The organism is Marinomonas posidonica IVIA-Po-181, from assembly GCF_000214215.1.
Taxonomy (GTDB): Bacteria; Pseudomonadota; Gammaproteobacteria; order Pseudomonadales; family Marinomonadaceae; genus Marinomonas; species Marinomonas posidonica.
The window spans coordinates 2,531,317-2,544,392 of record NC_015559.1 but is presented as its reverse complement, the minus strand read 5'-3'; the positions used below and the strand labels follow the sequence as shown (position 1 = coordinate 2,544,392).

Genomic DNA, 13,076 nt, shown 5'->3' with positions numbered 1-13,076 from the left:
TAAAACAAGTGATGACATTAAAGGGTAAGCGATTAGTGGTTAACCAAACGATAATCCAATTTACCAATCAGTGAACCGGTTTGATCTTGCGTAGGGACTTGGAACTTAGCTGTATTCTTGGCTCTTTGTGGTGACACCGTCATCACCACTTGGCCATTAATTAAAACCTGATAACGTTCTGAAAAAGTAATGGTCACGTCTTCTGAGTTCGGGCTTTCAAACAAAAAGTTGTCTTTTAAGCGTATTACCCGAGATTCACCACGTACCCATTGACCAATCAGAGGCTGCGCTTTAAAGCTGGCCACCGCTTCGTTGACTGTGGTTTCAGACAAAAACAAACGTACCAGATCACCATTGATCGGCATTTTTTGGCGTTCGCGAATGCGGGCATCCAGCGCGGCTAATTCGGTATTGGTTTGACTGGTATAAGTGCGTAACTGCTGAATACTGGCTTGTAAAGCTTCACGGGACAACAGATTGGCTTCAATGATTCTTGGTGGCTTAGTCGCACTACCAAGGCGATCATTTAATGCCTGATAATGTTTTTTAGCACTTAGTTGATACTTGTTTAAATCGGCCAAGTCTTCCGCGTAGCCTGTAGCTTCCACGTAGCCTGTAGCTTTCGCGGGTTCTTCAATAACCACACCTCGCTGATTCGGTGTAATCAAATCTGCTGTGGTATTTTCTGCTTGGTCCGTGGTGTCTGGTTGAGGAGATAACATGGGCATCGAGCAAGCGCTCAAAAAGAGCGTTACAAGCAACAGGCCACTACGAAATATTGACATCTAACCGTCCTGACAATTAGGAAAAAATACAGACACCAAGTATGCGGCATGCTGTACTTGATGTCGAGATAAGCCAAGCCGAGATCCCAGTCGGATTTGATTAAATAAAGTGTAAAGCTTGTTAGTGCTCTCCTATCGCTACGGCGAATCGTTAGGCTTGGGATTGATTCCACTGGATGCACTCATCCAGCGTCACACCTTTACCGCCAAAAATATCCAACGCACTGCCAATGGTTAAGTCCACCTTGCCAGCGGACAATTCATGAACACGTTTTAAATCCTGCAAAGCGCGTGCGCCACCGGCATACGTTACCGCCACTGGACAGGCTTGACCCAGTAGGCTGACTAAGTCTTCGTCAATGCCTGCTTGCAAACCTTCTACGTCGGCCGCGTGAATCAAAAACTCATCACAATGATTGGCCAATTCCACCAAGTTATCGTGATTGACTTGAGTCGAGGTAATGGTTTGCCAACGATCAGTGGCAATGAACCAGCCATCTTTTGTACGGCGACAGCTTAAATCCAGTACAAGGTTATCTGTGCCCGTCTCACGTTTAATCTTATCTAAGCGGTCCCAAGAGAATTCGCCATTCTCAAACAAATACGAGGTGACGATGACATGGGATGCCCCCGCTTTTAAATAGTTGGCGGCGTTACTGTCTTTTACACCACCGCCGTATTGCAGGCCATTAGGGTAAGCGCGTAGGGCGCTCATTGCTTCGTCTTTATTGCCTTTGCCAAGCGCGATAACATGACCTCCGGTTAAGCCATGCTCTCGGTACAAACGGGCGTAATGTTCCGCACTGTACTCACTGATGAAATTTTCTTTAGCACCTTGATCATTCAGGCTGCCGCCGACAATTTGCTTTACCTTGCCTTGGTGTAAATCGATACAAGGACGGAATTGAGTCACACATCACCCCTAAATTTGGCCGAAATAAAACAATCAGTATAGCGGATAATTTTGTCCGACACGATGCCGCAACGTCACAAAGTGCGTTTACTGATATACTCTTTGTTATCAATTAAATAGACAAAGAAATAACAGACTTATGTTGCAAATATCCCTCGCGGTAGCCATTCCCGACGATGAAATCGAACTGACCGCCATACGTGCTCAAGGAGCAGGGGGACAGAACGTAAATAAGGTGTCATCGGCCATCCATTTACGCTTCAATGTTGCCAGCTCTTCCTTGCCGGAATTTCATAAGGAACGATTGCTCGCGTTGAAAGACTCACGTCTCACCAAAGACGGCGACATTGTTATCAAAGCTCAGCAGCATCGTACTCAGGAACTGAACCGAGAAGACGCCTTAGCACGTCTGAAAGAACTCATCCTGGATGCCATCAAGGTACAGAAGGCTCGACGTCCAACGAAACCGACTCGTTCTTCACAGAAGAAGCGTGTTGATAGCAAAAAGAAAAAAGGACAGATTAAGAGCCTAAGAAGGAGTAATTGGGATTAGGGTTTTTCTCTGCCGAGAGTGTTTTGATTTCTTCTGAGCGGGTGACTTCTTTATTTTAAATAACGAGTAGCGCCACAAACCCTTTTTATCTCAAGGAACGCAACAGGGCGTTTATGGCAGGTACGAACAAGTTCACTGGCTACGGCAATGTGCTCCTCGGCAACCGCTCAGACTCAAGAAACAGACATTCTGCTGCGTTTGGAGGGCATGGGGTTGGCTCCCAAATAGAAGGCGCCTTTTGTTTTGTCCGGTTTTGAGCCATAGGTGGCGTAGACGCATGCCTTTTGATCATAATGGGTAGCTGGTTATCAATTCAAGGTTAGCGTTTCTTATTCGATCTTGTTCTTGCAAATAATGGGCCTCCATAGAGGTCAATATTTCAACTTATAAGATTCGATTTCTGTGATGACATCAGATATGTGGTCACTTGCAGAATTCGTTGTGTTTTCCACTTCAGACACGGCTTCAAGAATAAATTCAGATCGCTCATTTACATTCTGAACGTTTTTATTGATTTCTTCTGAGGCTTGAGACTGTGATTCCGATGCGGATGTGACTCTTTCAATTGCTTGATTGACGGAGTCAATTGAGTTGAACAACGCCTGAATCATGACAACATTCTCCGAGACTGTACTGGCGGTTTCTGTTGACATAGTAGAGCAAGTTTTCATGGATGTCAGTGCGCTGCCACTGCTTTCGATGAGAGACTCAATCATTTTTCGTATTTCATCTGTAGAGCCTTGAGTTCGTTTAGCCAAACTCCGAACTTCATCAGCCACAACCGCAAAACCGCGCCCTTGCTCACCAGCACGGGCCGCCTCAATTGCGGCGTTTAACGCCAGCAAGTTGGTTTGTTCTGCAATGGATTCTATCGTTTGTAGAATGGATCCAATCTCATCGGTTTGACTGGTAACGACCTCGACAGACTTGAAGCCCCCAGCCACCTCTTCACTAAGAGAGTCAATTGACGTTAGGATAGCCTGCATGCGATCTCGGCCAACCGTGCTTTGTTCCTGCATATTGAGTGTTTCGTCTGACGCTAGGCTCATATCTTGTGAAATAACGGCGCTGGTAGACGACATTTCATTCACTGCTGCGGCTATTTGGTCGGTTCGATTTTGCTGTTCACGGTTTTCTTTAAGCGCTGATTTTGATTTGCTTGATAAATAATCCATGCTGGATTTTACATGGCTGGACTTTTGTTGCAGTTGACTGAAGGTAGCGGATAGGTGTTCAAGGTGTCGATTAAAGGCATCAATGATGATACCTATTTCATCATTGCTTGTATTAGGAATGTTATGGGTTAAATCTTTTTGCTCTGCAATTCGATTAAGGGCGTTTTGGATTAGTTGAACACGGCCTGAAATGGATTTAATGACAGCTAACATGATCCAGATGGTAGGAATTGCGGCGACAACAAAAGCAATCACTAGGTAGATGACATTTTGGTAACCTTGTTGAACCAATTTGGTTGCTTGAGCCTTAATTTGTGAGCCAATTTCATCTGCAACGTTTTTGGTCAGTCCAATTTTAGCCGTGGCCATTGAAAACCAGTTAGGAACAGAAGGAACATTGTCTAAATCGGTTAACGATCTGAAATCACTTGTTATTTTCGCTACATTTTTCCAATCTGTAGAATCTTTGATTTTCTCAAACAATGCGAGTTTATCTGGTGTCGCGATCTCTTCGTAGTTTTCTTGCCAGTTCTGTTCTTCCTGTAAGAACGACGCGATTTTGCTTTTTTGCACGGCCGTGGCTTTTCCTGATGCAAACACGCCATTCAATGCGCCTCTATATTGTCCAATGCGCTCTTTCATCCAAAGTAGGCTTAAGCGTGCTTCAAGTGCCTGCGTCACATTACGATCCGTGATATTGGATGCTAGAAGTCGGATTTCAATTAGAGCATGGGCATTTAAATCAGAGTAATACGCAAATGCGCCGCTACTAGGAGAGAGTGCATCAACGGAACGCCTTATCTGATCTTTTTTTGCCAATCGACTTAATATAGGAGCACGGATTTTATCGATATAAGCGTCTCCAATGTGATTGAAATCCTTTGAGCTAAGTGAGCGAAGTACTTGTTCCGTTTGATCAGCTCTTATACGTTGCTGAGTCAGTTTTTCTCTTCCGTTATTGCCGTTAGATCCTAGGTATCCTGCGGTTAAGCCGCGCTCCACAGCATGATTGTGTGCAATGGCATCCAGCACTTCCGACATGATCACCATGTCTTCTGCTATCTTTCCTTCTCGTATTTTTTCCATCAAGAGATAAATCAAAATGGCGGTGACTGTGGTGGCTAATAGAAACTGAATTAGACCCACGAGGGCGATGGCTTGAGACACTTTTAACTGACTCAAAAAGGATTTCATATTTGCTCCTTGTTACTCAGATAAAATCTAATTAACGATTACGAAAAATAGCCCTATTTGTGATATGCATGAAAAGAACCTTATCTATAACAGTATTTTATAGAATCGACGTATGTCATTTTTGCATATATTAAAAATGGTATAACACTCTTGATTCGTCAATTTGATTAGACATATTCTTAATCGCGTTTATACAAGGTCGCATCGTTCTGACAGTTGACTGGCTTCGCCATTGTTGTTTTGGATGTTATACATTAAGGCGAGTTAACGTTTTAATTCAGTAATACTGGAAGAGAAAACAGGGATTTTGGTCGTTGAATTTGTAGGTTTGAGTACCGATGAAAAATAGTGATGTTGTTTATCTGACCCCAAGTCCATGTCTTTATGGCCAGTCAAAAAAGTTGTATTCATAGTTTGATCCCTTCAAGGTGCCCTTTGTGGTGTTGTTTTTTCTGAATTGATTTGGTGAAAGTCGAGTTTCTTTTTTAAAGAAGTGGCTGAATTGGCTCGCATCGCTATAGCCTAATTGGCTGGCAATCATTTGTATGGAATCAGATGGTTTTTTTAAGCGGTTGGTGGCTTCAATCAGCACTCGATTATTGATTAGCTGTAATGGGGGTTTTTGCAAGTTACGCTGACAAATAGCATGCAGACGGTCATAGGTCACATTGAGTTCATTGCAATAATAGCTCACGGGCTGACGGTTTTTAAATTCGATTTCGACCAGCTGTCTGAAGCGTTGTAACACCAGTTCATCAGGGGAGTTGTTGAGCTTAATGGATTGGATATTGGTGAGTCGGTAAGTGTTGATGAGCAGGATACGAATGATGGCACAAATGATGGTTTGAGAGCGGTTCTTGGTAAAGCTTATTTCTAGGTTAAGCAGTTTTAACAGGGGCAAAAAAGTGTCATTAATATCGCTTGTTTGACATTGGGTAAGGGTAAGTTGATGCATTAATATTTCTAGCTTGGTACTGTCTAACTCTGTTCCCATGACCAAGCTGGTCAATTCATTGCTGTAGCCAATGAGCCAAATTTGACTGCCAGCGGGGACCAAAATTTTGGCACTGGCTTTATGGGGTAGGCAGAAAATAGATGACCCTATCACATTATGTTGTTCGTCCTCATAGAGGACGGAAACATCGCCTCGTTGTACCACACCAATCAAATTAAAGTTGGTAAAATTTCCGCTGCCAGTGCTAAAAGTACGAGGTTGCAGTCCCGGTTGAATTGCTTCGAAACGCACCATAGAGCCAATAATATTCGTCAGCATTCACTCACCTTTTATTAACAGAGCCCATCAACAAACCATTATTTAGCAATAATAACCCATAAATTGACATTTTTATCGGGAGGATTGCTGCTAATCTTTTGTTACTAGCTCATCTACCTACAAAAAATCTAATAATAGGGAGCATGACATTTTGAACATTGCCAGTGAAAGCATGGGCGCTTGTCCCGTCCCTGAAGTAAATTTGTTTGTTGATGGTCAGCACCAGCCAGCGATGGCGGGGGGGTATTTTGACCGTCTGGATCCGAGCAACGATTTGCTTGCTTCTCGTGTTGCCTGTGGCCGACGTGACGATGCCGAGCACATGGTTGCTATCGCAACGGCGAGTTTTCCAGCCTGGTCTGCTACTCAGGTGGAAGAACGTGCTGCAATACTTCTTTTCGCTAAAACCCTGATGCCTAAATATCGCGATCGCTTTGCACAATGCATGTTAAGGGAAATCGGCGCGACGCAGGAATGGGTAGATTTTAATATGACAGTTGCAATGGACGCCATTGATGCGGCGGTTGATCTGGCGGTTTACCATTTATCTGAAGAGTGTCCTGAAAAAAAACCGAAAGCGGCTTCTCAGCAATGCCTATCTCACCAATCTAAAGATTCTTACATCCTTCGCAAACCCGCTGGTGTGTGCCTTGCCATTGCTCCATGGAATGCGCCTATCGTGCTCGGTATGCGAGCGATTGTATTTCCGTTGGCTTTTGGTAATACAGTGATTTTGAAGGCCTCGGAGCTTTCTTCTGGTACGCATGTGTTGTTAGCCGAATTACTTCATGAGGCGGGGATCCCGAATGGGGTGGTTGGGGTGATGACCAATGCTTCAGAGCATTCCGAAGAAGTGATTACCAGCTTAATTTCCAATCCATCGGTACGTCGGGTGAATTTTACTGGTTCGACCCGGGTTGGAAGAATCATCGCCAGCATTGCTGCCAAATATTTGAAACGCTGTCTTTTAGAGCTGGGCGGCAAGTCGCCATTGATTGTCTTGAAAGATGCCAATTTAGCATTAGCCGCCAAAGAGGCAGCCTATGGTGCTTTTCTAAATCAAGGGCAAATTTGCATGGCAACGGACAGAATCATAGTCGAGCAAAGCATTGCCGATGAATTCATCGATCTATTAACCGACATGGCAGCTCAGTTGGTGGCCGGCGACCCACGGCGTAAAGGCGTCAAGCTGGGACCAGTCGCCACCCCTTCGATTGCCTCGCGGTTATCGGCTCTGATTGAAGATGCCATTGATAAAGGTGCTACCTTGCTGACAGGGGCGTCCCGACGAGGTCAATTTATAGACGCTACGCTGCTGGATCATATCACCCCTATGATGCGCATTTACTCTGAAGAATGCTTTGGTCCTATTGCGGGCATCTATCGTGTTGATTCCCCAGAAGAAGCCATTACGGTGGCCAATAATTGCGAGTATGGCTTAGCCGCCGCCGTCTTTACGAATGATCTGAAATTGGCGGAAACGTTAGTAAATCAACTTGAATCTGGCATCTGTCATATTAATGGTGCCACGGTAAAGGATGACCCCTTTATGCCTTTTGGCGGGCAGAAGTCGAGTGGCTATGGGCGCTTTGGTAGTGATGCCTGTGTCGATGAGTTTACCGAGGTACGCTGGATTACAGTGAACCGACAGACTTAAGCGCTGTGTCTTTAAAGCCATGTCGTTAAGTGAATAAAAATACTTTAACCACAAAAATAATAAGAGGTTTTTATGAAAAGTAATAGACGAAATAGCCTGAGTGCTAGGTTTACCAAGTTACTGGTTCCAGCGTTGGCGGCTAGCTTAACCTTGTCTGGCAGTGTCATCGCAGCAGACGACGATACCATTAACATCGGCTTTATTAGCCCAAGGACAGGTCCTTTGGCAAGCTTTGGTAAAACCGATGGCTTTATTTTAGAACAAGCGCGTAAAGCCTTAGTGGATGGCATGACCATTCAGGGTAAGCATTATAAGGTCAACATTCTTGATCGTGATAGCCAATCAGACCCTGCTCGGGCAGGACAATTAGCGAAGGAGCTAATTAACCAAGGGGTGGATTTAATGTTGGCGGTTTCAACCCCTGAGGTCATTAACCCTGTTGCCGATGCTGGCGAAGCGGCGGGCGTTCCTACCTTATCGACTGTCATGCCATGGGAAGCTTGGTATTACGGTCGAGGTGCAAAACCGGGTCAGCCTAGTCCATTCAAATGGACGTATCATTTTGGCTTTGGGACAGGTGAATTTTACAAAACCTATATGTCTCAATGGGCGTTACTCGACACAAATAAAAAAGTCGGTGTAATGTACCCGAATGATGCGGATGGCAGCGCGATTCGAGGGGCCTTAGTGCCACGTTTTACAAAGGCGGGTTATACCGTAATAGACCCAGGTGCTTATGAAACGGGCACCACGGACTTCTCTAGCCAGATTGCGACATTTAAAGCCGAAAACGTTGAAATTATTAATACTTTTCCGATTCCACCGGACTTTGCTGCTTTCTGGCGTCAAGCGGCACAACAGGGGCTTAACCGTCAGGTGAAGATCATCCAAGTTGCTAAGACAGGGTTGTTTCCAGCTGACATTGAAGTGTTAGGGTCATTGGGGCCAAAAATTGCTTCTGCCGCCTACTGGCATAAAAGCTTTCCTTATACCTCTACATTAACGGGCCAAAATGGTACGCAACTAGCGAACCTATGGGAGCAAGAATCCGGTGAGCAATGGACTCAGCAATTAGGGGCAACCTTGTCATTATTGGACGCTGCGACAGAAGCCTTAAAACGGGCTAAAAGTCCGACCTCACATACCGACATCCGTGATGCCATTGCTGCATTGAATGTGACGACCATAGGCGGGAAAGTCGATTTCACTTCAGGCCCTGTCCCTAACGTATCTCCCGGTCCAATTATTGGTGCCCAGTGGGTGAAAGGCGCAGGAAAGCACAAATTAGACTATGTGATTACAGAGAATGTAACCGATACGAATGTGCCGGTTACCCATAAGCTTCTTCCGTATAACCGCTAGGAGCGACTTCGTGGAAAATACCTCTTATTCACAACTCCAAGCGACGGGAATTTATAAGTCTTTCGGTCGAGTGCAAGTGTTGAATGGAATCGATTTCGCAATGGACTCCAAGGATGCCATTGGCATCGTTGGACCCAATGGGGCAGGAAAGTCCACCTTACTGAGTGTTTTGTCGGGGGCGCAGGCGCCAAGTGAAGGCGAGATTATTCTGAATAATCAAAATATTACCCATGCCCCAGCCCGTCAAAGGGCGAAGCAGGGGTTGGTTAGAACGCATCAAATCCCCAAGCCTTTTTCTGGCATCACAGTGTTTGAAAACGTTTTTGTCGCCGCGATTCATGCGGCGACTAATAACCGTGAAGAGGCTTATGACATAGCGTTGGAGTCGATCAAGCTGTGTGGCATGTTGCCGCTTGCGAATCGCGAAGCAGACAGCATAGGTCTGTTAGATCGCAAGCGCTTGGAACTGGCTCGTGCTTTGGCGACTCAGCCTAAGCTGTTGTTCCTCGATGAAATCGGTGGCGGCCTCACGGAAGCAGAAGCCCTGGAGCTGGTGGATACCATTTTGATCTTAATAGAGCGCGGCATTGGCATAGTGTGGATCGAGCATATTGTTCATATCCTGCTGCGTGTGGTGAAAAGCCTCATCTGTATGGACAGCGGCCAGATCATTGCCCAAGGCAAACCGCAGGCGGTGATGTCAGATCAAGCGGTCATACAGGCGTACATGGGAGGAAGCATTGATGTTGTTGGCTAAAGCATTAGATGTGCGCTATGGACAATTTAGAGCGGTACGTGAGGTGTCCCTAGAGATGAAACAGGGCGAAACGATTGCCTTAATTGGTGCGAATGGGGCGGGTAAATCCACCCTGTTAAGAGCCATTGCTGGGGCCTTGCCCATTCATTCTGGGGCCTTGTTATTCAAACAGGATGACATCACTCATGCGCCTTCCTGTGATCGGGTTAAACAAGGTTTGTCATTGGTACCAGAAGGCCGTCGCTTGTTTACCGACATGACCATCGAAGAGAATTTATTGTTGGGTCAAACCATTCATAGGCCTGGGGAGTGGGACCTTGAGCGGGTATTTGAGACCTTTCCTAATCTGGTCAAAAGACGTTACGCCAAAGCGGGCAGTTTGTCAGGAGGTGAGCAACAGGCTACCGCCATAGGTCGGTCTTTGATGTCCAATCCTGAGCTGCTTATTTTGGATGAAGTCAGTTTAGGTTTATCTCCCTTGGTCGTTGATCAGGTCTATGCCTCTATAGAAAAACTGCGTGACACAGGTACCACGATTATCTTAGTGGAGCAGGCATTAGATAGGGCAATAAGCTTTGCTAAACGTGCTGTTTGCATGCTGGAAGGCCGCATCGTGCTGGATAAACTCACGGTGGATACAGACCGTCATGAAATCACTCAGGCCTATTTTGGTTTGCAAAAAAACACGACGCAGGAGGCTTCATGATCAATAGTCTCGTGCAGGCGATTTTATTAGGTGGCTACTATGCGCTCATTGCCTGTGGTCTTGCCTTTATGTTTCAAGTAATGCGCATTATCAATCTGGCGCACGGTTCACTCGCTATTTTAAGTGCCTATATGGTGTGGATGATTACCGACGCTTTGGCCTTATCACCTTTTACCTCTTTGCTTTTGGTATTGCCTATCATGGCGCTGATTGGTTGGTTATTACAGCGCGTTATTTTAGAGCGGGCCACCAAGGGCGGAGAGCTACTGCCAGTCTTGAGCACCTTTGGTCTATCGATTGTGATTGATAACCTGTTGTTTCAACATTTTGGTGCCAATACTCGTTCCCTTGCCTCCTATGTAGGCGATTTAAGCTGGGAATCCTATCAATTCTTTGGTCTATGGATTGGCAAGTTGCCCGTCATCATCTTAGGCAGCGCCATTGTGGTGATTGGTGGATTGGATTTGGTATTGCGCTTTACGGCCCTAGGACGACAAATTCGAGCCACCGCCTTTGATCCAGATACGGCCGGCCTAGTGGGAATCGATGCACGAAAAATGGCGGCTGTTGCGGCCGCGATTGCCATGATGACGGTGGCGATTTCAGGTACCGCATTGGGATTACGAGGAACCTTTGATGCATATGCCGGCGCACCACAACTCTTGTTTGCGTTTGAAGCGACCATCATTGGCGGCGTGGGTTCTTTGTGGGGAGTACTTCTCGGCGGCATCATATTAGCAATAGCGCAAAGTATTGGGGCTTTGATCCATCCGCAGGGTTTTCTATTGGGTGGTCACTTTGTCTTCTTACTATTTTTATTCGCCAGAATTTACCTCAATCGTGACTTTTTCACGTTAAGGCATTGGTTCGGAAAAAGAGTAAAGGGGAACCCCTATGAGCATTAAACGGTCAAATGCCTATTCCAATATGACGGTTATCAGCCTTGTGCTGTTATTGATGGTGTTGGTCATGACACCATTTGCGGCATCTGACAATGTGTTGGAACGACTTACGGTATTGTTTATTTACATCATTATGGCGGCCATGTGGAATACCTTAGCGGGCTTTGGCGGCTTGGTGTCTATTGGACAGCAGTTGTTCTTTGGTTTGGGAGCTTATGCCACTATCCGTTTGGCCCATCTTGGCATTTCCCCTTTTGTCGCTGTGTCATTGGCGGCCTTGCTAGTCGGTTTACTCAGTTGGCCCATTTCTAAGTTCATGTTGCACTTAAAAGCAGCGGAATTTGGCATTGGCATGTGGGTATTGGCATCGGTTGGGCATTTGTTGGTGAATCTTGATCCCTTGATTCAAGGCGAGACCGGCACATCATTGATTTCCCTTAATGTTTACCCGATAGGAACACGCCGAGTACTGATTTACCTTGCTGCGCTTATCAGCATGTCGGGGTTATTAATCGGACTTTTTTACCTACTGCGCTCAAAAGCAGGCATTGCGATGCAAGCAATTCGTGATAACGAAGAAGCGGCTGATTCGATCGGTGTTGATGCGCAAACCGTGAAAAAGTGGTTCTTTATTTTTGCCGCCTTTGGCACGGGGTTAGCGGGGGCTCTGTGGTTAGCGCAAGCGTCTTCCTTTCAGCCTAAAACCTATTTCTCTGTGCAATGGACCGCCTACATGATCTTCATGGTGCTGGTTGGAGGAATAGGACGCTTTGAGGGTGCGATTCTCGGCGCCTTGTTATTTTTTGCCGTAGAAACATGGTTTGCCGCCACCGGTGTTTGGTATCTGGTGGGGTTGGGCGCTGTTGCTGTGCTGTGCTCGTTGTTTTTACCTAAAGGACTGTGGGGGGCAATTGAATCTCGCTTGGGGCTTCGTTTGATTCCGGTTGGGTATCAAGTAACAAACGAAACATTGATGTTGAACAAAGACAAAAAAAATAGGAGACAGTGATGATGTTATTCGGAAAAACTGTCGTAGTCACCGGTGTCGCCAGTGGTATTGGGCGTCGTACCGCAGAGCTTGCTACACAGATGGGAGCCGAAGTGATAGGCATTGATTTGGTGAAACCAGAGCAGGTTGTTGGGTGTTTTATCAAGGCCGATATTTCGTCTCAAGCGGGTGTGGAGAAACTCATTAGCCAACTCCCTGACGATATTGATGCCCTGTGTAATGTGGCCGGTGTGTCGGGTCAATCTGGGGCGGCCATCACGCTGGCGATTAATTTCTTTGGTTTGAGAGCCTTGACCCAAGGTCTGGTTAGCAAACTGCGCACGGGTGGCAGTGTGGTGAATGTGGCGTCTATTGCCGGTTTTGGTTGGAAAGAGAACAGTCAACGAGCCAGTGCCATTGCTAAGTTAACTGGGTTTCCTGATGCCTATCAGGTGATGAAGGATTTCGATATTCCGAATGAAGCGGGTTACCCCATATCAAAAGAGATTCTTTTGGTGTGGACCATGTTGGCTTCCCATCAAGAATGCTTTAGATCTCGCCATATTCGTGTCAATGCCGTGTCTCCAGGCCCAGTAGAGACCCCCATATTGACGCAATTTCGTCAGGTGTTGGGTGACGAGCGAGTGGATTCTGATGTCGCGCGTGTGGGTCGTGCTGGCAAGGCTGGGGATATCGCGCCCGCGATTCTATTTTTATGCTCTGACGCGGCGCGCTGGATTAATGGCAATAACCTTGCCACCGACGGCGGTTTAGAAGCCTCGTTAACCATTGAACAATTCAACTTATAAGC

At 46.2% G+C, this 13,076-nt stretch carries 12 protein-coding genes; 8 read left to right on the top strand and 4 right to left on the bottom strand.

The features are described 5' to 3' along the window. Positions 1 to 32 precede the first annotated feature (32 nt). Both MAR181_RS11820 and hisA read right to left on the bottom strand, forming a co-directional pair. Positions 33 to 785: a hypothetical protein gene (locus MAR181_RS11820; protein WP_013796829.1), complete on the bottom strand. Its 753-nt coding sequence runs from the start codon at positions 783 to 785 to the stop codon at positions 33 to 35. Positions 786 to 936: 151 nt separating this feature from the next. After that, positions 937 to 1,698: a phosphoribosylformimino-5-aminoimidazole carboxamide ribotide isomerase gene (gene hisA / locus MAR181_RS11815; RefSeq protein ID WP_013796828.1), complete on the bottom strand. Its 762-nt coding sequence runs from the start codon at positions 1,696 to 1,698 to the stop codon at positions 937 to 939. Positions 1,699 to 1,837: 139 nt separating this feature from the next. Between hisA and arfB the strand changes: the two genes are divergently transcribed. Continuing rightward, positions 1,838 to 2,251, top strand: a complete 414-nt coding sequence (gene arfB / locus MAR181_RS11810) for an alternative ribosome rescue aminoacyl-tRNA hydrolase ArfB (RefSeq protein ID WP_013796827.1) — start codon at positions 1,838 to 1,840, stop codon at positions 2,249 to 2,251. Between the two features lie 371 nt (positions 2,252 to 2,622). Here arfB and MAR181_RS11805 read toward each other — a convergent pair whose 3' ends face one another. Then, positions 2,623 to 4,620, bottom strand: a complete 1,998-nt coding sequence (locus MAR181_RS11805) for a methyl-accepting chemotaxis protein (protein ID WP_013796826.1) — start codon at positions 4,618 to 4,620, stop codon at positions 2,623 to 2,625. A gap of 382 nt (positions 4,621 to 5,002) precedes the next feature. Next, positions 5,003 to 5,893: a helix-turn-helix domain-containing protein gene (locus MAR181_RS18120; protein WP_013796825.1), complete on the bottom strand. Its 891-nt coding sequence runs from the start codon at positions 5,891 to 5,893 to the stop codon at positions 5,003 to 5,005. Between the two features lie 151 nt (positions 5,894 to 6,044). Between MAR181_RS18120 and MAR181_RS11795 the strand changes: the two genes are divergently transcribed. From MAR181_RS11795 to MAR181_RS11765, 7 genes are all read left to right on the top strand, one after another. Beyond that, entirely contained in the window at positions 6,045 to 7,550 is a 1,506-nt protein-coding gene (locus MAR181_RS11795; RefSeq protein ID WP_013796824.1) for an aldehyde dehydrogenase, read from the top strand. Between the two features lie 72 nt (positions 7,551 to 7,622). After that, positions 7,623 to 8,912, top strand: a complete 1,290-nt coding sequence (locus tag MAR181_RS11790) for an ABC transporter substrate-binding protein (protein WP_013796823.1) — start codon at positions 7,623 to 7,625, stop codon at positions 8,910 to 8,912. Between the two features lie 10 nt (positions 8,913 to 8,922). Next, positions 8,923 to 9,669 carry an ABC transporter ATP-binding protein gene (locus MAR181_RS11785; protein ID WP_013796822.1) on the top strand — a complete coding sequence of 249 codons (747 nt, stop codon included), beginning with the start codon at positions 8,923 to 8,925 and terminating at the stop codon, positions 9,667 to 9,669. Continuing rightward, complete coding sequence (locus MAR181_RS11780) at positions 9,656 to 10,375, top strand: ABC transporter ATP-binding protein (RefSeq protein ID WP_013796821.1); 720 nt, start codon at positions 9,656 to 9,658, stop codon at positions 10,373 to 10,375. The genes MAR181_RS11785 and MAR181_RS11780 overlap by 14 nt, the downstream gene beginning before the upstream one ends. Next, positions 10,372 to 11,280 carry a branched-chain amino acid ABC transporter permease gene (locus tag MAR181_RS11775; protein ID WP_013796820.1) on the top strand — a complete coding sequence of 303 codons (909 nt, stop codon included), beginning with the start codon at positions 10,372 to 10,374 and terminating at the stop codon, positions 11,278 to 11,280. Before MAR181_RS11780 ends, MAR181_RS11775 begins: the two co-directional genes overlap by 4 nt. After that, positions 11,270 to 12,286, top strand: coding sequence for a branched-chain amino acid ABC transporter permease (locus MAR181_RS11770; protein ID WP_013796819.1), 1,017 nt, complete (start codon positions 11,270 to 11,272; stop codon positions 12,284 to 12,286). Before MAR181_RS11775 ends, MAR181_RS11770 begins: the two co-directional genes overlap by 11 nt. Beyond that, a complete protein-coding gene (locus MAR181_RS11765; RefSeq protein WP_013796818.1) occupies positions 12,286 to 13,074 on the top strand; it encodes a coniferyl-alcohol dehydrogenase in 789 nt (262 codons plus the stop codon). The genes MAR181_RS11770 and MAR181_RS11765 overlap by 1 nt, the downstream gene beginning before the upstream one ends. Positions 13,075 to 13,076: the final 2 nt, after the last annotated feature.